This window comes from Pedobacter sp. NO84 (genome assembly GCF_059703915.1).
Genome location: NZ_AP046575.1, coordinates 1,577,021 through 1,599,866 on the forward strand (window position 1 = coordinate 1,577,021; position 22,846 = coordinate 1,599,866).

The following is a 22,846-nucleotide window of genomic DNA, read 5'->3' on the forward strand; positions in this document are numbered from 1 at the left end:
TTTGGTTTTCGAAATTAAAAATTGATTAAGTGGTAACTGTTATGAACTGTTATGAAAAGCTCATTTATATATGAAAATTTGTTTGGGCGTTTGGCCGCACTATTGGCAACGCATAACGCCATTCGCCTAACGCTTAACTATTTTTCGCTTTAATGCTTACAGGGCCTAGCAAACCCGAAGGTAATAATTGATCGGTTTTCTTAAACACAATATTCGTATTGGTTAATCTTTTTTCTGGAGGCAAAGATAAATCGCCAATTAAGCGGTTTGGCCATTGATTAATTACTTCAATTTCGAGTATATTTCCGGTTTTCTTAAGTTGATTGGTAATCTCTACCCGCCATGGTTTTGTCCATACGGTTCCGTAGTCGTATCCATTTAATTTTACTCCAGCAATATCTTTCACCATTCCCAAATCCAAAAACATCTGTTTTCCTTTAGCTGGTATGGCTTGTAGATCAAATTTCTTGGTGTATGTTGCTTTTCCAGAATAATATTTAATTCCTACGTCAGCATTTTTGCTCCAATCTTCCAATGTGTGAAAAGTAACTTGAGCTGGTCCGCCCCATTTGGGATCAAAGCTTACTTCCCATTCTCCAGTTAGGTCTTCGAAAACAGTGAGCTGATCAGGATTTTGGAAAAGCCACTCGCTACTCGCTGTGGCTTTAGAAACAATTTGAGCAGGAAATACCACAAAAACCGATTGGAAAGCTTCAAATGCCAATGAAAGCGAAACTCCATTGGTTGAAACCTTGTGTGTGGGAGCTTTTAAAATTTTACCTGTTACCGCATCCCACAGTTGTGGAGAGCGGCCCTTGATCCTAAACGTTACTTCTGTTTTTACAGCAGCATTATGCCTGTTGGTTAGAAAATATATTTCTGCCTCCTTTGTTGTACGGTGGATAAAATCGATAAAATTATCCTTTCCCGTAAACCTAAAATCCGCTTCCACACCATCATTTAATAAGATATTTCTTGTGGTAACGCCGGTAAAAACCCGTCCACTACCGTAATGATTGAGCTTTACTTTTTTCCCATCAACGTTGCCCCATAGTTCGCTTCCAATTCGTCTTATTTCCTGATCGCACAGCGGATAATTGTTTAACCCTGTATCCATAATGGGTTGTTGGCCAACGATTGTTGCCCCATCCCTTACCAAAGTTTTCAATTTTTTTAGTACTGCTACGGGCATTCTATTGTTATCTGGCAAAACCAAAATTCTGTAGCTCATTCCATCCGGAAGGACAATTTTCCCATTTTTAACACTTAAACGGGTTAAAAGCACTTCTTCGTTGCACACATCATAGTCGTAACCACTGCCTAAATCCGGATTAATTTTTTTTACATCGACCAGATTTGGGACTCCATCACCATTGTAATACAATACATCGGCAACAAACTTTCCTGATCTTAACAGGTATTGGCAACGTACAACATAGTTGAAAAATCCTTCTGATCTGTCCCACCAGGTTACATTTGGATTAAAATGCGTTCCTGCTCCATATTCATATCCAGGTTTCCCATCGCTAGGACGTGATGCTGTAGAGGTATGCAGGGCGATACGGTTAATACCTTCGCAAAATGCACGATCTAAGGCCTGTTTCAAGTTTCCTGGTGCATCAACCCAATGCCTATAGCTGGTAAATGCTTCGGCCGATGCCGTTGCTTTTCCGTAAATATGAGACGCTGAAGCAACCATTTTACAGTTGATGTTCTGCCCATCAGCGCCACCAACAATTCGGGTTAATCCAAACGAAAGTTCTTCGCTTAAACCACCTTCCTTATCATGGTTTATTCCTAACCAAAACTCTCCCATCGGAAAATCACTGCGGCCCAGGTTTTTTAACCCGTCTATGCTTACGGTTGAAGATCGACTTGGACCGGCTGATTCATTTTGCATCAACACTCCGTGGTTATGGCATAATTCTGCAAAATGTTTGTAGTGTTCATCGGCCATACAATCGCCCAAGGTTTTACGATAATCATGTAAAAACCGATCAGAAATCTCTGCGCTGCCAATGTTAAAGCCTAATAAAACGGGCAAATAGGGCAAAGCGTCGTAACCTCGGTATTTTTTAAAATAATCTAGGAGTTTTGGTGTCCAGTTAGGGAAACCGTCTTCAAAACTATCATCACAGAAGTATTTTGGCTTGTTGCCAACTTTTGCAGCCTCTTCTAGAAAAACTTTTCCAAGATTTTGGAATTGAATGTCAACTCCTTTATGATCGAACCAATCAACCGATAATCCATCGCCCTCTGGCTGAGCTACCATAACCTTTGAACCCGTTAATCTATGCCCGGTCCTGATAATCACCCATCTCCCAGCGGGAACATCCCAATTTAGCCGACCATTGTTCACTTTGCTGGTTAAATCTACTACCTGCGAAACTGGTATTGGCCTATCTAAGGGATTATTTTGCCATGGATATAAGGTTGGTCCAGTCGAATCTGACGCTCTCGACCAGCTAGTTGCATCTCTGTGATTATTTTTCGCCGGTAAAACGTTTGCCCTTGGTCCTGTAATTTTATTATTTATTTCATCTGTGATTTGGATAGCTACAATGGCTGTATCCTTGTAATCGAGTTGATCTAAAGGCAAATCGATGTAATCTTTAAATCCGGGAGGATTAAATACATGATCATATCTATCCCTAGGATTTGGAAGAGGTAAATTATCGCTAAAATTTTTTGGCCCGGTTACCTCCAATTGTGATTGTAGATACCAACGACAAGAGTTTTCGGGTTTGATCCACGGACCGCCCATACTCCATCCAGAACACATATTTATTCCGATTTCAATACCAACCCTTTTTGCCTCTTTCATGGCAAAACGGTATAGCTCTTTCCATTCTTCGCCCAGAAAAGGAACTCCTGCTGGATAAGGAACACCACTTAAACCACCCGAAGAATTGATCATCGCTACTTCACAAATACCCTTCTTCTTAAATTCTTCGAGATCTCTTGTTATCCCTTCTTTATCAACCCTTGCATTAAACCACCACCAATAACAAGCAGATTTATTGGCCTGCGGCGGACTAAAAAAGTTGCGCTCTAACCCTGAGGCTTCGACTTTATTTTCTATCGGGGCAATTAACGGATTTGCTAATCCCTCTAAATTTACTAAAGGAATACTTGCCGTTGCAATGGCGCTAATTTTTATAAATTTTCTTCTTGATGTCATACTAGGACTAGGATTGCAGGATTAAAGGATGATAGGATAAGTGTAGGATTAAATAGTTTTATAATGTTAGCGGTTAGAACTCAGATAGGCTTTGCAAGTATATATTCGAAATGATAATTTCCAGAGCCTACTGCAATGCTGACGTCTTTTGTAGGATTTAATGCGCCTTCAGCATCAATTTTTTGCTGTACAGTAGGGCTGTTTTCCTTGATTTTTGAATTGGCCGATGAGGGAAGCTGAATAGTTGCTTTTGTATTAGCGGGAATAACAACGTCAAAAATAAATTTATCGTTTTCAATTTTCCATGTGCTGTTTACTAGGCCATATGGGGTCTCTAGCTGAGCAGTAGCGCTCGAAAACTTACCACCCAGTTTCGGTGCGATCAAAATTTGTTTATAACCTGGGCTGGCTTCATCGTACCTGATACCCGCAATTGTTTTATACATCCAATCGCCAATTGCTCCATAGGCGTAGTGGTTAAACGAATTCATGGATACGGCCTGAAAACTTCCATCGGCCTTGATGCCGTCCCAACGCTCCCATATAGTTGTAGCTCCTTTTTTAACAGGATATAGCCACGACGGATAGGTTTCTTGAAGCAAGAGTTTATACGCCACATCGGTATAACCGAAGCGGCTTAATACATGGCACAGATAGGGAGTTCCTAAAAAACCGGTAGTTAGATGATTTTTATAAAGGTTAATATTCTCAACGAGCCTCGTTGCCGCTTGATCTCTCAAATTTTCTGGCAACATATCAAAATTCAAAGCCAACACGTAAGCGGTTTGAGAGTTTGAGGTAAGTCGTCCCGAAGAAGTAACATACTCTTTCATAAAGGCCGCTTTAATTGAAGTAAGCAAAGCTTGATACTTATTGATATCGTCCTGATTTCCTAAAACTTTAGCGGCGTTGATCACATTTTGGGTTGAAGCCGCATAATAGATCTGTGCAATTAAAAATTTATCTGTGATTGCTGATTTTCCGTCACGATCATCGTTTACACTATAAAAAAGCCAGTCGCCATAATGCGAACCCGAATTCCATAAATTGTCTTTGCTAACACTGGTTACATAATCAACCCATGCCTTCATACTGCTGTATTGCCTAGCAAGCAGCTCTTTGTCGCCATAAGCCAAATAATAATTCCATGGAATAATGGTTGAAACATCAGCCCAGCCCGCGGAGCCAGCATTGGTTATAGTTCTCACGTCTGGAATAACTACCGGTACATTGCCGTTTGCATGTTGATCAACCTTTAGATCGCCCAACCATTTTGAGAAGAACCCAGATACGTCCATGTTAAATGCCGCAGTGCTGAAAAACACCTGGGCATCGCCTGTCCAGCCCAACCGTTCATCGCGTTGCGGACAATCTGTTGGAACATCTAAAAAATTTCCTTTTTGCCCCCATTGGATATTGTGCTGTAACTGATTTACCAATTCATTTGAAGTGCTGAATTTGCCAGTGGGCTGCATATCCGAGTAGATTGCGATAGCTTTAAAGTTATCTTTTGTGATGGCTCCTTTATATCCGCTTACTTTAATATATCTAAACCCTTGAAAGGTAAAATGAGGCTCAAAAACATCCGTTACTGCTCCACTAAAAACATATTTATTTTCTTGCTTGGCGTTCCTAAGATTGTCGGTATAAAAGTTGCCCGCTGCATCCAATACTTCTGCATGATTGATGGTAATGGTATCACCCGCTGTTCCGCCAATACTTACTTTTACCCACCCTACTAAATTCTGTCCAAAATCTATAACTGTTTCTCCCTTAGGGGTATTAATAATATTTATAGGAACAAATTCTTCATGTTTAGTTACTGCTGGCCCAGCTGGGGCGATTAAGTTATCTTTACTGTAATTTACCTCCTTCGCCGCTTTCCAATTAGTACTGCTTAGATTATTTACAGGTTGCGCCAACCTGGCATCAAGCGTTTCACCGTTATAGATATCCGATTTTTTTATTGGCCCGCCTAAGGAGGAAAGCCATGTTCCATCAGAAGCGATAGTTGTACTTGTACCATCTGTAAATTTAACCTCCAGTTGATATAAAAGTGCAACTTCCTTTCCATAAAGGTTTCTCTTATTGTTAAATTCCAGGTTGCCGCGGTACCAACCATCACCTATGGTTACTGCGGTAAGATTACTCCCCCGTTTTAATAAATGTGTTACATCATAGGTTTGGTATTGTAAGCGTTTATGATAGCTAGTCCAACCTGGGGTAAAAAAGTCGTTCCCCACCTTTTGACCATTTAGCGTCGCCTCGTATAATCCATGCGAGGTAACGTAAAGCCTCGCAGACGCAATTGGCTTGCCTAAATCAAACTGTTTTGCAAAAATTGGAGCAGCGCCCACTTTTCCGTCTGTTACCAATGTCATTTCAATCCAGCTGGCATGCCAATCGCCTGGACCTAGCATCCCGGTTTCAAAAAAATGAACAGCGCTCCAATTTGAAGAATTTTTATGGTTATCTACCACCCTAACTTGCCAGAAATATCGTGTTTTAGCTTTAAGAGCCCCACCAGTATAGCTCACATTAACTGATTGATCACTGTTTATCTTGCCGCTCGTCCATATTAGATTTTTACCTTTAAGAACATCATTTTCACTAGTCGAAATCCGAATTTCGTAGCTTTGTTGCATGGTTTCGGCGATTTGGGATTCTAACTTCCAACTAAAACGTACCGATCCTGCATCAAGACCAACGGGATTAGTTTTGTAATTGGTTTTAAGGGCTTTCAGTTTTATTTCAACTGCAAGTACAACTGAGGTAATGAAATAAAAAAACAGAAAAAGAGTGACTTTTTTGGTGTTCATCAAGTATATTTTTTGGTTAATAATTACGTTAAAATAACCAAAAAGATAATCTCGTCATAGGCTTCACTGACACTTGGTTGAGAATATATTTGGTTGATTTAAAGATAAACTACGAACTGTAATAATCCATCATGTACTGTTATGCTTGCGGTTGGCGCTTATCAGCTTTCGTTATGCCGAACGCTAATTGCCCTACGCATAACCTAGCACACTTGGACAATCCTTATGTTTAACAGATTGGCTAGCTTTGTTAATTTAGAACTGATATGTCCAACTCCTACTGCACAATGATGTGCAGGGCCTTCATTGTTCCAGCTCTCTACAAATTTACGGGCGCCGCCATCAAACCTGTATCTACTATTGGTATTGCCAATTTCTAAAATAGGGCCCGCCACAGATTCTCCTTCGGCGATAAGAAAAACGATCTCGCCTTTATTTTCAACTACTGAGAGTAAAGTAACCGGACCATGTTTAACAGACATTTCGACCGAGAGGCCACTACCCACTTTTCCATGATAAACCTGCAAGGGTTTTACTTTAATCTTTCCTTCTGCTATTGCCAGATGTCCAGGACCATCGTGACCCATTAAAACGATATCATCTTCAAAATCCATCGCATAGTATTCTGTAAAAGAGCCTCCTATACCAAAACTGTCCATGATTTTCATCGCTTGGGCATTCTTCACCTCATATTCGCCCGCCACAGGTATTCCATTTGCAGTTAAGAGCGAGTTGCCCAGTATAATAGAGCTCATGGTATCGCCGTTTATGTTGCCGGTTCCTTTATGATAGTAAGCCAATGAGCCTAAATCATATTTAACTACTAATTTATCAAGAGCAACCGCGGTTTGCGCGGCCCGTTCTAACTCTAAAGATTCACAAGAAGGATCGATTTCGAATACGGATTTAAATTGATCCAATTTGCCATTAATTTCCAATGTTGTAACATCTTCTCTTATGGCCGAAAGCTCGTCGGGTTCGATAATCTCTACATGGTTACCGAACGTAGCACATTGCAGGGTTATATCGGTATAAATGTCCAACATACCACTGTAATAGTTGCCCATTAAGCCTAAGGTATTATGACTCATGACATGAGCAACTTTGCTTGCCTCTACCCATTCTTGGATCTCTTCCCAAATCTTCTCGTCTTCTAATACTCCGGTTACTTGTTGTAACTGAATGTTAGAACGTTTAAAAACATTAGCGATTTCGGGAACGGGACATGCCGAACAAAAGGCAAGCCACTCGCCCGTCATCTTAGTTCTATTATCTTGTTCGTTAAATGTTTTATAGTGGATAGCTTTCTGCGGTGCCAGGTTCAGAATAATTACGGGCACTTTTGCTCTTCTTACCACAGGTAAAACCGTTGATGAAAGTGCATATGTAGTTACATACAAAAATATTACATCTACATCGCCTTTTCTAAAATCGTGGCCTGCAGTAAAGGCTTTATCAGCGTTGTCAATTAACCCGAGGTTTAAAACTTCGGCACCGAAGCTACCTAGGCGTTCCTCCACCTTATTTAAATAACCAATTAATCTTTGCTCAAGTCCATCAAATTGCGGCCAATAGGTATCTAAGCCTATGCCAAATAATCCGATTTTAAACGGGTGTTTAGTCATTTAAGGTTGTTTTTAGGATGCATTCTTTTCTGTAATTTGATGGAGATCTTGACATTTTGCTCTTAAATACACGCGAAAAATAATATTCTGATTCGAAACCGTTTTGATACGCAATTTCAGAAATGGTCAATTCTGTTTCGTGCAACATTCTACAGGCCTTTTGTATTTTAAGGTTAAGTTGGTATTGTCCCGGAGACTGTCCGGTTATTTCCTTAAATGCCTTGCGGAACCATGCGTAGCTTACATTATGGTTTGCTGCTAGCTCTTCAGGTGAGGTATCACTGTTAAGGTTTTCGTGAATGCTATATTTGATATTGTTAATCAACTGTGTTTTACGATTATGGGATTGAGCTTTGAGCAAAGCTGAAGCATATACCAAACCTAACAATTGTATGGTTAAACAAGCGGCCAATTGGTTACTTCCCAATCCGCCAAATTTTATCGTATCAATTAACTGAATAAAAATAGCAATAAACTCTGCGTTAAAACCCATATGAAGTAAGGGTTTTTCCGGGTTAAAACAATCTTGGTTCATCAAGTGATTGGCGTAATGCCCCTCAAAACCAACCCAGTATTCCGTCCATCCGCTCGTTGCATCAGGCTTAAAACGGTGCCATGTGCCCGGATAAAGAAAGAACAGCGTTCCGGGAGTAACCTCAACCTTACCAATCGCTTCAGCTTCGAAAGTCCCTTTTCCAGAGGCGATATAAACCAATTGATATTCTTTAAGTATTCTGCCTTTAGACCATTCGAAAAAGTAGTCTTCTGGGTGCTGCGAATCGGGGTATGGGGCTCCAGCTGCATGAACATAATGCCCAACATCAAGCACACTTACGCCCCAGTCTGGCTGAGCATCAACCTGTTCTTCGGTTCTGATGTATTTTCTAAACGTGTCCATATTTGGTTATGCTGATGTTCAATTGCGAAGCAATAACATAAATTTATTAATCCAATTCGTATTATTGGTCGATACTGCTAATTAATATCAAAATGTATAACCAAAATAGCAGAATGTACATTATAGGAGTTCTTAGTCTAAAGTGATGCATTGGCATGCAGTTATTATTTTGCATAAGAGACATTTATTTTTTCAGTAGTATTTTTTATATTCGGATATCGATTAACCCAGCTCAACTATCTATGACAACTAAAATAGTCTTGCCGAAGATTTACTTATGCCTATCGCTTCTGTTCATTTCAAATATCTGCAAAGCTCAAAAAATAGGCGAAAAGGTTATCCAAAATCCAGATGGAACCCAAACTATTGAAGAAAGAGGCATGAATAGACAAATCATAAGAAAAGAAACTTACAAGGGTGAAGAACCTGTTGGCAAGTGGATGGTGCTTAAAGGCTTGGAGAAAAACCCACGAACATTAGATTATGATTTTACTGTGGTGTACGGAGATCCTAAAGAAAAAAGGTCGGATTCTGCATCATTTATCAAGATTAAAAATAATGTTAATCCATTAGAAGACAAGGATAGCTTAGGCTATAAAGGACCAAGATTTACCAGTGGAGAAACCTCACTAGTAACCTTTGTTCAAAGGAACATTGCTTATCCCCAGAAGGCCATACAACAGGAACTGCAAGGAAATGTCTGGGTAAGATTTGTTATTTCAGAAAGTGGAACTGTAGAGGATATTAAGGTTATTAAAGGGGTAAATATCTTACTGGATAAAGAAGCGGTAAGAATCGTAAATCTGTTTAAGTTTTCAGGCCCAGCCTCATTAAACGGGGTAGACAAGAAATTGCTTTTGGTTCTTCCCATTTCGTTTAGGATAGGAGACTGAGAGGGAGAATAGTAACGGTTGCGCGCATTCGCCTTTGCGATCCCGATTTTTCATCGGGAGAAGCAATCTCCTTTCAGGTTTTAACGTTGCCCAGCTTAGGTTTAACTTCTCGCATGCCAGCAGGGAGATTGCTTCGCGCTGTGAAGAACAGCCCTCGCAAAGACGACAAAGTTCCTTATTTCTCTACCAATAAAACCTTTACCGGGCCAATCAACCCTGATTGTTCTAAAGGAGAATCCTTATACGCAAATTTCCACGTAACAAACGTTACCCTATCTTTAGAAGGGCGGGGCTCTCCTGTCCATATCCATTTAGGAATTTCCAGCAATGGAGTTTCACGATAATCATTTTCTGAATACTTGATTCTTTTTCCCCACACTAAGTCTTCAGGCAGTTGTTCATCCCCAACCAGTCGGTTCCACCAAGTGTTTGTTACCTTCACCTCAATTTTATTGTTTCCCGGTTTTAACATTGCAGAAATATCCGTTTTAAACGGTGGCTTCCACAATACCTCTACAGGCTTATCATTCACAATCACTTCGGCAATTTTTTTAACGGTACCGAGGTCTAAGATTACTGCAGATGTTAATTGCTCATCAACTAGCGATAGATTAGTTTGATACGTGGCTGTACCCGAGAAATACTTAACTCCGAAAATTTGACTTTCAGTTAAAGAACCTGTTTCCAGTTCTGCAGTGGCAGGGGCACCATATCCCGTTGGGAAGGTAACCTGCCATTTATTGTTTAACGCAATAGTAGATTTTACCTTTTCAACTTTGTTATATACGGTTAAATCTGTTTGCGCAGTTGCTGAAGGTTTAAAAACAACGAATACCGATGCCATAGGGCGAAAGGTAAAGCTAACCTTAACACGATCTCCATCAGCCGTCCAGCTTTCTGGTTTATAATATTTTCCGGTTTCGGCATCCCATAATTCGGGTACTTTTTCTTTTATACGAAAGGTAATTTCCGCATGGTTATCCACTGCTACCTGATTAGAAATAAAATAGATATCATTTTCCCCTGCCTTGCGATGGATCCATGCGATTGCACTTTCTCCTGTTCTTGTTCCTCTAGTGGTTTCTTCAAATCCACCCCAAGCCATTGCTTTTCCGCCGGTAGAAGTTACCTCCACATCAGGTTGGGTTACCGATTTCAGGAGCTGTAAAAATTCAGCCGACCAGTAGTTTGTTGATGGCAACTTGCTGTAAAAAGTCCATTTCTCTGTTCTCGTATCTGTAAAATATTTGTTTTCTGGATCTTCAACATCGGTCCAGATCTGTTTTAGCCAAACAAGCTTTCCTTTTCCTACTTTGTTTTCGGTTTGCATTTTTCCATCACAGTTGCCCCAAAGGATATGTACTGCTTTTTTTAGATCGATATCACATTGTGGATAATTGGTTAACCCTGGAGTAGCCGAAGGTTTATCCTGACAGACAATTATTCCTCCTTTTTGTGCCAATAAGGTTAATTTTTTTACTAACCCGATATCCATTGTACCGTTTGTTTTAGGCAAAAACAGCACCCTATATTTCGCGCCAGAAGGAAGAGTGAAAAAACCATCTTTCCAATCCATAGCGTTCAACAGGGTTTCTTCGGCCATTAGATCGTAATTGTATTTTTTATGCAAACCGCCAGGCATCGCATTTTGCCAATTTAAAGTGGGCATCAGGCCAACAACATCGGCAACGTTTATCCCTTCGCTTAGTAGGTATTGGCAACGTGAGAGATAATCAACCCAAACACGCCCTGGTTCTATCCAAGTTTGTTGTGGTGCGAACATTGTGCCCCAAAAGAACATGTTCATACCGGGTTTCACATCATTTCCCCAGGGTTGCATTGCTGTTCCATGCAAGAACATTTTGTTAACTCCGCTACAAAATGCAAGGTCTCCTATACGTTTGAGGCCAAACAGATCCATTTTCCAATTGCCATCATTCCATCTGCCAGTAAATGATTCGGCGCTTACATATTTTTTGCCATAAGTATGTGCTGAGCTACTTGCCCATTTTAACGAATTCAAGTAATCGCCGCTTGCCCAGAACTCTCCTACAGGAACCTGGACTCTTCCACCCATTCTGATCGGATCAAAGGGAGCCATATAAGGTTCGGTCATAAAATCCATTCCGTATTTATCCGCCTTTTTGGCCAAATGGGTAAAGAAATTATCGGCAAATAAGTCGGTCTGGGTGAGATACATATCATTTAAGAACCTTTTAGTAAGCTCTTCACTTCCAACTATCAACTTTGTTTTATAGGTAATCATCCATGGTGTTGGATCGTATCCCCGACGTTTAATAAATTCTGCTTTAAACTTTTTGGTCCATTCGGGGTTGCCTACTTCCCAACTATCGGCCTCAAATGCCTTGATCGTATTGCCAACTAAAGCCGGTGATTCTTTCAGATACCGGCCAACCATCCCCTCAAACATGGCATCAATTGCATCTACATCTAACTTATCACATTCCAAACCTTTCCCTCCTATTGGCGCGGGGCGATTATAGGCCAGGGCATTTCGCATAGCATATCTTCTTATCACCCATTTTCCAGGAGGTACTTTCCACGTTAAGTGGTTATTCTTTAGGTTTTTGGTAAGGTCTATGATTTCCTCGGGTTTGATAATCGATTTAACCGGATAGGCAACCAAAGAAATATCTGATGTAAAATACTGACCGCCTGGCCTATCCAAAATGAATTTGTTTTGTTGGGATAGGCGACTCATTGCATTCAGGTTATCCGTAAGGGCTTTAACGCTATAATCGTATTTTTCGATTGAAGATGAAGCCGTAACTTCGGCATGCGCCGCCACATTTTGATTTTTCTCAATTACTTCAATTTCGGCCATAGAGAGGAGATAAATTGGCGCTCCTGCCCTTACTTCGCTGTAGTTTTTTATCGTTTTTAACCTTACGTATCTTCCGGTAGCTTTGCCTTTAATGGATACATTCTTTGTTTTGGGTGAAGGATAATCCGAACTCGTTTTATAGAATACCGTTGCATCGCTAAAATTTGCTTCGTTGGCTACTTCAATGATAAACTGTTTAGGAAATCCAAAATCTTCTATCTCCCCATTTTTGAAAGGGTGCAGGATAACCTCAGTGATGACTGCCTTTTTTGGTAGTTTGATCACTATGCTATGTGGTGTCTCGGTATTGGGCATGGCCGAATGATACGCATTTCCTAATTCTGCGCCTTCATTTCCAAGCGTAACCGATACCAATTTTGAGGGTCCACTTACGGGTTCAGTTTCTGTAAACACCAAATGTTGCACCGCCTGATCGGGTTTAACCCATGGCCCACCGCTATGGCACCAACCTGGGCCCAACTGCGTGGTAACCGTCATGCCAAGTCTATGGGATTCCTCGGCAGCAAATTTCCACATCTCAAAAAATGCTGGCGTTTGCGAAATTACAGGATTGGGCATATTGTGCTTTTCCCACATGGGATAATTGCCTGTCTCCCGTCCAACCAACATGATCAAAGTACCATTAAGTCCAAACTTTTTAAAGCTTTCCAAATCCGAAGTGATGCCTTTTTTAGTAATCATGTCATCCATCCAATCCCAAAATATACCCGGTCGGTTTTCGGCTGGGGGCGTTTGAAAGGCATCTTTTTGTTGCGCAAAAGCGGAGATGGAAATCAGCCCTAAACAAATTATTAATGAGGCTTTGAGAGAATTATGGTTGGGTAAATTTTTCATTTTAGTTGTTTGAGAAAATGATGCGCTGATGTACTTCCTAATCTGATTAAAGTAAAAATCATCACCTAGTTAAAGATGATGATTATTTTAATGAACGTTACTAACTAATTAATAGCCAGGATTCTGGGTTAGCGCCGGGTTTAGGCCCACGTCTGTTTGTGGTAAGGGGAACAATAGATCGTGCGCATCAACCACATAGGCGTCTGAAGCCAAATAAGGTAGCTGAGCTCTTGCTGTTACGCCAAATGCATTGATTACCGCAATCGCATTCCCGGTTCTTACCAGATCATGCCATCTATGGTTTTCGAATGCTAATTCTACCCTTCTTTCGTGGGCGATAACCGTACGTAAAACATTCGGATCGGTGCTTGTGGTATTTGCTAGGCCTGCACGAGTCCTCACCGCATTTAAGGCCGTTAATGGCGATTTACCTTGTTCGTTTTGAGCTTCTGCTAATAGCAAAAGAGCATCAGAATAACGGTAGATAGGAAAATTAACACTCGACCCTGTATTAGTGGCAAAAGTACTGAGCAAATATTTTTTAATGTATGGCACTCCAATTTTACCCGCTGCAGGTACATAGCCCACAACGCTTTTGCTAGCCGAATACACAAATAGATCACTTCCATTATAGTTGCCTTCAACAATTCCGATAGACAGATCCAAGCGCTTGTCTCCCGCTTCGAAGGTATTGATCAGATCTGATGAGGGGGTATTCCAACCACCTGTTGAGCTATTGGTTACGGCAACACCTGTAATCAAGGCGGTATTGGTCGACGCACGTGGTAAAAAATGTGTAGGTAAAATATTAGGTGTAGTTCCCGTAGCAGTACCTTCTAAAAACTGTACTTCAAATAGGGATTCCCTGCTGTTTTTATTCGCAACGGTAAAGGCATCTCCATAATTTGTATTTAACTGATAGCCCATTGCAGCAAGGGTAATCAACTGTGCCTCTGCTTCGACCCATTTCTTTTGTGTAGCATATACTTCTGCCAAGAGCATGGTTGCAGCGCCTTTGGTTGCCTCACCAGTTTGTTTATTACCAGTAAAAACGGGGGCTGCAAGCTCAGTAATTGCATCTTTAGCATCGGCTATGATTTGATTATACACTTCAGCTTCTGAAGAACGGGGTAAAAAAGCATCGTCTGCTTTTGTCACCTCCTTTAAAAATAAAGGGACACCTCCATATAAGCGTACCAATTTGAAATAGTTTAACGCTCTTAAAAACTTTGCCTGCCCGTCGATATTTGCTGTTGCTGATGCAGAAAGCGATGCGGTTTTTAATCGCTCAATTACAATATTACAACGTGAAATGCCGGTGTAGCTATGTTGCCATGTGGCCGCAGCGTAAGCATTACCAGAGGTATTTCTAAAATCTGAAATATTTTCTCTATCTATATAGGCCTGGCCCCGGTTTGAGGGAATAGGCTGGTAAATGGTATTGTCTGAGTGCATCTCGGAGGTAAAGTAATCATTGAGCAGCACATCTCTAAGTGGAGCATACGCAGCTATAACAGCGGCCTTAAACTGCGCTTCTGTTTTGTAATAGGTTACATCTGTATATGCGTCTTCAGGAGAAATTTCCAGAAAGCTTTTCTTACATGATGTTACTGTAAGAGTTAGCAGGGCAATGATGATATATATCTTTTTCATTTTTTTAGTTTAAATAGATGATTACTTAAATGTTGTTGAGAGGCCTATTGAAAACGTTCTTGGAACCGCATACGCCTCTTCATTTACACCAATACCCAGTGTTGCATCTGAGCCGGTAAGGTTTACTTCAGGATTGAGGCCCGAAAAACCGGTAATTACAAATGCCTGCTGAACCGAAGCAAAGATCCTAAGATTTTTAAGCGCCATATTTTCTTTCATGTTAAATCTATAACCGATCGAAATATTCTTTGCAGTAAGGTATGATCCATTTTCCAACCATTGAGTATTCACATTTCGTCCCATTACGGTTGTACCCGTTTTAGTTCTCGGATAAACTCCAGATCCAGGATTTTCAATTGATCTCCAACGGTCTGCAGAAGCAGCTAGGGGCAAACGAGAGCCATCCAAATTAGTTTGATACGCCCATTTAGCTGCATTTAAGATCTTACCTCCCACAGAAAATGCCATGCTAATGTTAAGGTCGAAATTTTTGTAGTTAAAATTATTAGTAATTCCGCCAGTAAACTTTGGCGTAGGATCACCAATAAAAGTTCTATCGTTTACATCATCAATTACACCGTCTCCGTTAAGATCCTGAACTTTGATGGTTCCAATATCCGAAATCCCGTTAGGATTTGCCGCAGTTGCCAAATACTTGGCCGAACTTGCTAAATCTGCTGCATCTTTGTATAGGCCTAAGAAAACAAAACCATAAAACTCACCTAAATGATGGCCTACCTGCTGGCGGAAGTAATCTGACGTAACCCCGGTATTTCTTCTTATAAAGCCAGGATCTACTAAATTATTGATGATATTTCTATCGAATGAAACGTTTAAGTTGGTGTTCCACTTTAATTTTCCGGTTGTATTGGTACTGTTAACGGTAAATTCATGGCCCCAAAATTCTACTTCGCCCACATTAAATAAGATCTGTGTAAAGCCCGATGCTCTTGGGATCTGTCTTTGCTGGATCAGTCCATCAGATATTTTATGGTAATAATCATAGGTAAAATTAACCCTGTTTTTTAAAATAGACAATTCTAGACCGATATCAAACTGCTTATTTCTTTCCCAACGCAGTTCGGTATTCGCCAATCTATTAATGGTAGATCCTTGCGTAATTACATTGTTGAAATCATAATAATAGTTTGCTATAGTTGCCTGTGCATCATAATTACCAGTAAAGAAGTTATTTCCGGTGATACCATAACTTGCTCTCACTTTTAAAAGATCAACAAATGTTAAACCTTTCATGAAACTTTCGTCGCTAGCAATCCATCCCGCAGAGATCGAAGGAAAATTACCAAACTGTTCATTTAATCCGAAACGAGAAGATCCATCCCTTCTTATTGCTCCAGATAATAAGTATTTCCCTTTGTAGTTATAATTTAATCTACCAATCGTTGAAAGCAAACGATAAGCACTATAACCGCTACTTCCAGTTAAACTTGTTGCAGCAGAAAGATAAGGAATTTCTTCTCCAGCAAATCCTAGTCCTGTGAGCGTATTGTTTGTTCCACTATACTCTTGGATAGAATAACCTACCAAGGCTTCGAAATTGTGTTCCTTGTAGCTTTTGTTATAGATTAAGTTAGCTTCGGCGGTGTACGATCCATTATCAGCATATTTGCTTGTACCTGTTGCATTATTAGCCGTACCGGTTACCTGTCCGGATTGGAAATAATCATTGGATTCGGCACCCTTATCTACTCCTAAGTTTGCCTTAAAGGTTAATCCCTTTAAAAATTCATAGTTCAAATACGCATTTCCTAGAATACGCGTGGTTTTATAATCATCTTTCGTTAAATTAAGGGTAGCTAAAGGATTAACGTAGGTTACCATTCCCGGAGAAGCTACGTTCCTGATATAGTTGCCATTGGCATCATAAGGCGAAATTAAAGGGCTAGCTTCAAAAAAACGTTCAAACAGGCCACCAACTCCATCGGTTGTTAACCTATTGTTATGATCTAAACGATAGCTTGGAGCAACGTTAAATCCGATTTTCATTTTATTGTTAATTAATGAAATATCCTGATTAAAGCGCAATGAAAATAATTTTGTTCCGGTGTTGATTACTACACCTTGCTGCTCTTGATATCCGGCGATTAAAGTGGATGAAGATTTATCTCTAGCAGATTGGATGGTTAAATCATAATTATGTGTAGGCGCTGATCTTGTTAACAGATCAAACCAATTTGTTCCTTCGCCGTATTGAGCCGGATTATCGTATGCAGCGTGATAATCAGCAGCAAAGACTACGGTAGGTTCATATTTTGCAGCATCCTGCATTCTCTGGTTCATGAATGTGGCAAATTCTAAAGCATTCATCGGTCTTGGGAGTTTGCCCGTAGGAATTTTCTGAACGCCATAATTAGCATTTAGTTCAATCTTACTATCGCCGGCCTTTGCGTGCTTGGTGGTGATAAGGATAACGCCATTGGCAGCCCTTGAACCATACAGTGCAGTTGCAGAAGCATCTTTTAAAATACTATAGCTTTCTATTTCGCTTGGATTAATGTTGTTTATACTACCCGTTACTGGAACTCCATCCACTACAAATAAAGGTTGGTTGTTGGCATAGAATGATGCAGCACCACGAATTCTAAATTCGACACCTCGGCCTGGTTGACCGCTGCTTTGCATTATTTGAACACCTGCTGCTTTTCCCTGTAACTGTTGAGCAAATTGCCCTACAGGCATATCTTCTAAACCGGCAGCATTGATGGTTACAATCGATCCTGTTACCTCTCGTGATTTTTGTTTACCATAACTTACCACTACTTCTTTAAGATCGGTATTACCCTGCATCTTAAAATTTACGATGGTCTCTTTCCCAGCAGTTACTTTAACATCCTTAATTACTAATGTGGCATAGCCAACGTAAGTACTGGTTAACGTATAGGTTCCAGGAGCCAACCTTAAACTAAAGTTTCCATTGGCATCGGCTGTGGTTCCATTGTTTGTTCCGCTTACACGAATTGAAGCAGCAGGCAAAAAACCTGAGTCGTCTGAAACATTTCCTCTTACCGTTCCCGAATTATCTTGAGCAAATGCCATCGTGATACATGTAAACAGGAGAAAAGTTAGACTTAATGTTTTACAATAGAGTGTTTTGTAAAGATTTTTTCTCATAATAATTATATTTGGTTAGGATAAAGCTATAAGTAGGCATGGTATTATCTGTTATGCACTGTCATGACGGATTTTGATATTTTTTAGCTAAAAAAGCAGAATACAACTATTGTGAATACTTTCAAATTCTGATTACATTCTCTTTCATTATATTTCAAAGCGTTTCTAAAAATGCTATTTAACTATAAATCAATATTTTAATCTTGATTTTCAGCAAAAATGCCTTTTAAACGTTAATTCAACGTTTAAAGGCTGTTAAGAATTGATAAATTCTGATTTTAATTTATTTTTGTTCTACATAAATCCAACAATAGTTACATTATGATCTACGCTAATAAAAAAGTTCTTCAAAAAGGGAATCTTGCGCAACAAACGGCACAGATTATTTCAACTATTAGTGCTCTAGAAAAAAAGGAATTGGTCCGTTTAACAGACGACACTATTTTTCTTAGTCCCCAGCTCTGGGAAAATAAAATAAGTGCAGCCAATTGGATCAACTGTTTGCAACATTATTATATCATTAAAAGAGGATTTAAGAAATCAGAAAAGTTGTATTTTAAAGATATTACTACCGAAGAATTAATCGGAACGCTGAGCAATGGCAAATCTAAAGTTTTAAAATTCAGGGGAATAGTGTAAATTTAAGCTTAATAAGCATGGGGCATGGGGCTTGGAGGGTAGTTTATATAGCGTATACTTCATATTCACTTGCTCTATGCCCCATTGCTCTATGCTCCATGCTCTGTACTCAATTAAAACCGCTCTCTTATGACAACTACAAACAAAAGAATTCTTTCGATCGATATTTTAAGGGGATTGGTTATGATCATCATGGCATTAGACCATACCCGTGATTTTTTCTATGTTGGCGGATTAACAACCGACCCAATGAACCCCGACACCACCACAATTTTTTTATTCTTCACGAGATGGATTACCCATTTCTGTGCACCTACTTTCGTTTTCCTATCTGGAATATCTGCTTACCTATCATCACGAAACAAAGACCCTAAACAAGCTAGTAAATTCTTAATTAAGCGTGGCTTATGGTTGATAGTAGTTGAATTAGTATTAATTACATTTGGTTTAACGTTTAATCCATTCTATAATGTACTGATATTACAGGTGATCTGGGCAATTGGATGGAGTATGATTTTACTCGGAATTTTAAGTCGCCTCTCTCATCGCTTAGTTTTAATTATAGGTTTGATTTTGTTTTTTGGACATAATTTAACCAATTATCTTCCAGTTCCTGATCCAAATTCTACAGCTGGGGTGATCTATTCATCATTACTTACGACGAGCGGAACTTTTCTCCCTTTAGGCGCAAATCATTTTTTGGGCATATTTTACGTTATTCTACCGTGGACAGGAGCCATGTTGCTCGGCTTTTCTATTGGCAAGTGGTATAATGCAGATTTTGGTGCAGAGAAACGCAAACGCTACTTATTCTATTGTGGATTAGGTTTATTTATTGCATTTATCGTACTACGTTATTTCAGTTTATATGGCAACCCAACACCTAGAAAAGAATATGTTGATGCACTCAAAAACTTCTTCTCTTTCTTAAACGTAAGCAAGTATCCACCTTCATTGCAATATTACGGAATGACACTAGGAATCTCTTTAATGCTATTAGCTGGGATAGAAAATATAAAAAACAGGTTCACAAAAATATTGATGGTCTATGGAAATGTACCTTTCTTTTATTATGTAATCCACTTTTACCTGCTCCATCTGGTATTAGTAATTGTATTTTTTGCAAGTGGATATGGTGTGAAAGACATTGCTAACCCACAGATCCCATTCTTGTTCCACCCACAAAGTTTGGGGTTCAGCTTAGGCATAACGTACCTGATATGGTTAACTGTGGTTGCCCTCTTATATCGGCCATGCATCTGGTTTCAAAAATACAAGGCTAGTCATACGCAGTGGTGGTTGCGTTATCTATAATTAGTTAATTAGCTAATTCACCAATTGGCTAATTAACATCTTAGTGCTTTTGTTAATAAATTAAACGATAATTTCGCCCCTGCGCTAACTATTTGGTTATATTTTTGTTTTCTTTGACAGGCGATAAAAACCTTTTAAAAATCAAACCAGTTATGCCAGCTCAAACTACAGTTCCACAAGGTGATATTTTATCAATAGACATCGGTGGAACAAATCTCAAAGCCTGTCTTTTAAGCGAAGAAGGGAAACTACTCACAGATTTTAAAAAAACTCCCACTCCCAAAGATTCGACCCCAAAAGCCGTTTTAAAAGGAATTACAACATTAACTTCAGGTTTTAAATCCTTCGAAAAGATTTCGATTGGATTTCCTGGTTATGTAAAAAATGGCATTGTGCAAACCGCACCAAATCTGGCAGAAAATAAATGGGCAAACGTTAACCTCGCCCAACAGGTAAGTAACCTATTTGGAAAGCCTGTAAGGTTAATTAATGATGCTGATCAACAAGGCTTGGGCATTGTTAGCGGTAAAGGATTAGAAATTGTTTTTACGTTGGGTACAGGCTTTGGGACTTCCATTCTCTTTGATGGCGAATTGCTTCCACACCTAGAGCTTTCGCATCTTCCCGTAAACAAAAAAGAGGATTATGATGATTTTATTGGCGATAGAGGTTTTCAAAAAGTTGGAAAAAAGAAGTGGAATAAGCGATTAAAATATATCATAGAAATTTATAAGACCGTTTTCAATTACGATAAGCTCTATATTGGTGGAGGAAATTCGAACGAAATTAATTTCGATCTAGATAAAAACATTACGTTAGTTTCTAATAAGGATGGCATAAAAGGTGGCGCGAAATTATGGCTAGCTAAAGAAAAATACCATATTTTTACCACCTACCCCGAAATAAAAAATGGATAAGATCAATATTGTTTTTTTGGATATCGGCGGTGTGCTATTGAGCGATGGATGGAACCATACCGCAAGGATGCAGGCAGTAGATAAATTTGGACTGGCCACTATCCCGTTCCAAAAGGACCATGCAGTAGCATTTCCTCTATTTGAAAATGGTAAATTAACTCTAGAGCAATATTTGGATGCCGTAATTTTCAATGTACCGCGATCGTTCTCTAAACAAGAATTTACCGATTTTATGTTTGCCCAATCAGCGCAATTACCTCAATTTTTACCTTGGTTAATCGATTGGAAAAAAAAGAACAGCGTTAAGATCTTTGCTATCAATAATGAGGGAAAAGAATTTAACGATTACAGGATCAGGCAGTTTAGGCTGCACGACTGTTTCGATGCCTTTATTTCTTCATGTGAAGTTGGTTTTTCGAAACCTGACCCGTCGATTTTTAAATTGGCCTTGGGCATTGCTCAAGAAAAACCGGGCAACTGCCTTTATTTCGATGATAGGGCAATTCATGTGGCAATAGCCAAACAAATGGGCATTAATGCTCACGTTCATCAAAGTTTTGAGCAAAGCAAAATAATTTTAGAAAGTATAAATAGATCATAAAATGAGTAACGTTAAGAAAGCACCATACACTTTTGGAATGATTGGTTTAGGTACCATGGGACGCAATTTGTTATTAAATATGGCAGATAACGGCTTTAAGGTAACGGGCTACGACAAAAGCGAGCAAATGCTTAAAATATTTGAAGAAGAAGGCGCCTCCCATCAGCTCAAAGGATTTTCCGAAATCGGTGATTTTGTGGAAAGCCTCCAATTGCCAAGAACCATTATTCTTTTAGTGCCGGCTGGCGCGATTGTAGACAGTGTAATTTCAGAATTGCAACCCCTCTTAAGTAAAGGTGATATTATAATCGATAGTGGGAATTCGCACTTTACCGATACGAGCCGGAGGGCCTTAGAATTGAAAGATAAAGGAATTCATTTCTTTGGAATGGGAATATCTGGAGGCGAAGAAGGCGCTAGGTTTGGTCCGAGCATGATGCCAGGCGGCGATAAAACCGCGTATGCTGTTGTAAAGAATATGTTGGAAGCAGTCTCAGCCAAGGTAAGTAATGATCCTTGCGTTACCTATATCGGACCAGGCGCCTCGGGCCACTTTGTGAAAATGACGCATAACGGCATCGAATATGCGATTATGCAACTCTTGGCCGAAACCTACGAAATTCTAAAAAATGGTTTAGATTATGAAAATGATCAAATTCAAAAAGTATTCGAAACCTGGAATAACGGTAGGCTGAAATCTTTTTTAATGGAAATTACCAAAGATGTCTTCTTGTTCAAGGATGTTAAAACCGATAATTTATTAGTGGATGAAATTAAGGATGAAGCAAAATCTAAAGGCACCGGCAAGTGGACCTCACAAGTTGCTATGGATCTTGAACTCCCCATCCCAACCATTGATGCGGCGGTTTCAACCAGAAACCTTTCAAAATTAAAAACGTTACGCGTACAGCTTGGAGAAGCTTTTGGACCATCTAATCCTCTAAAAGCAGATCAAGATTTTATTGCAGACCTAGAAGAAGCCTTTTACTTTGCCATGGCATCGGCCTATGCCCAAGGAATGCATTTATTATGGCAAGCGTCCATCCAGTATAAATATGAGTTGAACCTGGCAGAAATTGCAAAGATTTGGAGGGGTGGATGTATCATCAGGGCCGAATTTTTGGAGGACATCTATCAGGCCTATAAAAAACATCCCGATCTTCAACATCTGTATACCGACGAAAATATCCAGAAAAAAATTAAGCAAAGCGAAAAAGGTACCAGAAATGTAGTATGTGCAGCTATAAATGCAGGCATCGCAATTCCCGCTTTTGCTGCCTCGCTTACCTATTTCGATACCCTAAAAACGGGTAGAATGCCTTCTAATTTAACCCAGGCACAACGCGACTTTTTTGGAGCCCATACTTTTGAAAGAATAGATAGTGAAGGAATTTTCCACGCAGATTGGAACCAAAAGAAATAAACAAGCATAAAGCACAGCTTAAAGCTAAAAGCCCCATAGGCCTAAACTTTG

Annotated in this window: 13 protein-coding genes; 6 read left to right on the forward strand and 7 right to left on the reverse strand. The window is 39.7% G+C overall.

What is annotated here, in order from left to right; translation table 11 throughout:
• Positions 1-133: 133 nt before the first annotated feature.
• From AC6H0V_RS06785 to AC6H0V_RS06800, 4 genes are all read right to left on the reverse strand, one after another.
• The gene (locus AC6H0V_RS06785; protein WP_497562961.1) at positions 134-3,181 is read right to left on the reverse strand and encodes a glycosyl hydrolase; all 3,048 of its coding nucleotides are present in this window, start codon (positions 3,179-3,181) and stop codon (positions 134-136) included.
• A gap of 80 nt (positions 3,182-3,261) precedes the next feature.
• On the reverse strand, positions 3,262-6,000 hold the full coding sequence (locus AC6H0V_RS06790) for a family 78 glycoside hydrolase catalytic domain (protein ID WP_497562962.1): 2,739 nt from the start codon (positions 5,998-6,000) through the stop codon (positions 3,262-3,264).
• A gap of 203 nt (positions 6,001-6,203) precedes the next feature.
• Positions 6,204-7,625: an arabinose isomerase gene (locus AC6H0V_RS06795; protein ID WP_497562963.1), complete on the reverse strand. Its 1,422-nt coding sequence runs from the start codon at positions 7,623-7,625 to the stop codon at positions 6,204-6,206.
• Positions 7,618-8,523, reverse strand: a complete 906-nt coding sequence (locus AC6H0V_RS06800; RefSeq protein WP_497562964.1) for an AraC family transcriptional regulator — start codon at positions 8,521-8,523, stop codon at positions 7,618-7,620. The genes AC6H0V_RS06795 and AC6H0V_RS06800 overlap by 8 nt, the downstream gene beginning before the upstream one ends.
• 242 nt (positions 8,524-8,765) lie before the next feature.
• Between AC6H0V_RS06800 and AC6H0V_RS06805 the strand changes: the two genes are divergently transcribed.
• Complete coding sequence (locus tag AC6H0V_RS06805; RefSeq protein ID WP_497562965.1) at positions 8,766-9,416, forward strand: energy transducer TonB; 651 nt, start codon at positions 8,766-8,768, stop codon at positions 9,414-9,416.
• 175 nt (positions 9,417-9,591) lie between these two features.
• Here the strand turns inward: AC6H0V_RS06805 and AC6H0V_RS06810 are convergent, their stop codons facing one another.
• The 3 genes from AC6H0V_RS06810 to AC6H0V_RS06820 form a co-directional block, all read right to left on the reverse strand.
• The gene (locus AC6H0V_RS06810; protein WP_497562966.1) at positions 9,592-13,116 is read right to left on the reverse strand and encodes a glycosyl hydrolase; all 3,525 of its coding nucleotides are present in this window, start codon (positions 13,114-13,116) and stop codon (positions 9,592-9,594) included.
• A gap of 108 nt (positions 13,117-13,224) precedes the next feature.
• The gene (locus AC6H0V_RS06815; RefSeq protein WP_497562967.1) at positions 13,225-14,769 is read right to left on the reverse strand and encodes a RagB/SusD family nutrient uptake outer membrane protein; all 1,545 of its coding nucleotides are present in this window, start codon (positions 14,767-14,769) and stop codon (positions 13,225-13,227) included.
• Between the two features lie 21 nt (positions 14,770-14,790).
• Positions 14,791-17,901 carry a SusC/RagA family TonB-linked outer membrane protein gene (locus AC6H0V_RS06820; protein ID WP_497562968.1) on the reverse strand — a complete coding sequence of 1,037 codons (3,111 nt, stop codon included), beginning with the start codon at positions 17,899-17,901 and terminating at the stop codon, positions 14,791-14,793.
• Positions 17,902-18,222: 321 nt separating this feature from the next.
• On the opposite strand from AC6H0V_RS06820, the gene AC6H0V_RS06825 reads away from it, so the two are divergent.
• The 5 genes from AC6H0V_RS06825 to gnd all read left to right on the forward strand — a co-directional run bounded on the left by AC6H0V_RS06825 (position 18,223) and on the right by gnd (position 22,795).
• Positions 18,223-18,540 carry a hypothetical protein gene (locus tag AC6H0V_RS06825; RefSeq protein WP_497562969.1) on the forward strand — a complete coding sequence of 106 codons (318 nt, stop codon included), beginning with the start codon at positions 18,223-18,225 and terminating at the stop codon, positions 18,538-18,540.
• Positions 18,541-18,669: 129 nt separating this feature from the next.
• Complete coding sequence (locus AC6H0V_RS06830) at positions 18,670-19,854, forward strand: acetyltransferase domain-containing protein (RefSeq protein WP_497562970.1); 1,185 nt, start codon at positions 18,670-18,672, stop codon at positions 19,852-19,854.
• A 152-nt stretch (positions 19,855-20,006) separates the two neighbouring features.
• Positions 20,007-20,771: an ROK family protein gene (locus tag AC6H0V_RS06835; protein WP_497562971.1), complete on the forward strand. Its 765-nt coding sequence runs from the start codon at positions 20,007-20,009 to the stop codon at positions 20,769-20,771.
• Positions 20,764-21,372: an HAD-IA family hydrolase gene (locus AC6H0V_RS06840; protein ID WP_497562972.1), complete on the forward strand. Its 609-nt coding sequence runs from the start codon at positions 20,764-20,766 to the stop codon at positions 21,370-21,372. The genes AC6H0V_RS06835 and AC6H0V_RS06840 overlap by 8 nt, the downstream gene beginning before the upstream one ends.
• A gap of 1 nt (position 21,373) precedes the next feature.
• Complete coding sequence (gnd, locus tag AC6H0V_RS06845; protein ID WP_497562973.1) at positions 21,374-22,795, forward strand: NADP-dependent phosphogluconate dehydrogenase; 1,422 nt, start codon at positions 21,374-21,376, stop codon at positions 22,793-22,795.
• Positions 22,796-22,846: the final 51 nt, after the last annotated feature.

Bases quoted from the DNA above. Each gene is read 5' to 3' on its own strand.
- AC6H0V_RS06785 (WP_497562961.1), bottom strand. From the start codon at position 3,181: ATGACATCAAGAAGAAAATTTATAAAAATTAGCGCCATTGCAACGGCA.
- AC6H0V_RS06790 (WP_497562962.1), bottom strand. From the start codon at position 6,000: ATGAACACCAAAAAAGTCACTCTTTTTCTGTTTTTTTATTTCATTACC.
- AC6H0V_RS06795 (WP_497562963.1), bottom strand. From the start codon at position 7,625: ATGACTAAACACCCGTTTAAAATCGGATTATTTGGCATAGGCTTAGAT.
- AC6H0V_RS06800 (WP_497562964.1), bottom strand. From the start codon at position 8,523: ATGGACACGTTTAGAAAATACATCAGAACCGAAGAACAGGTTGATGCT.
- AC6H0V_RS06805 (WP_497562965.1), top strand. From the start codon at position 8,766: ATGACAACTAAAATAGTCTTGCCGAAGATTTACTTATGCCTATCGCTT.
- AC6H0V_RS06810 (WP_497562966.1), bottom strand. From the start codon at position 13,116: ATGAAAAATTTACCCAACCATAATTCTCTCAAAGCCTCATTAATAATT.
- AC6H0V_RS06815 (WP_497562967.1), bottom strand. From the start codon at position 14,769: ATGAAAAAGATATATATCATCATTGCCCTGCTAACTCTTACAGTAACA.
- AC6H0V_RS06820 (WP_497562968.1), bottom strand. From the start codon at position 17,901: ATGAGAAAAAATCTTTACAAAACACTCTATTGTAAAACATTAAGTCTA.
- AC6H0V_RS06825 (WP_497562969.1), top strand. From the start codon at position 18,223: ATGATCTACGCTAATAAAAAAGTTCTTCAAAAAGGGAATCTTGCGCAA.
- AC6H0V_RS06830 (WP_497562970.1), top strand. From the start codon at position 18,670: ATGACAACTACAAACAAAAGAATTCTTTCGATCGATATTTTAAGGGGA.
- AC6H0V_RS06835 (WP_497562971.1), top strand. From the start codon at position 20,007: ATGCCAGCTCAAACTACAGTTCCACAAGGTGATATTTTATCAATAGAC.
- AC6H0V_RS06840 (WP_497562972.1), top strand. From the start codon at position 20,764: ATGGATAAGATCAATATTGTTTTTTTGGATATCGGCGGTGTGCTATTG.
- gnd (WP_497562973.1), top strand. From the start codon at position 21,374: ATGAGTAACGTTAAGAAAGCACCATACACTTTTGGAATGATTGGTTTA.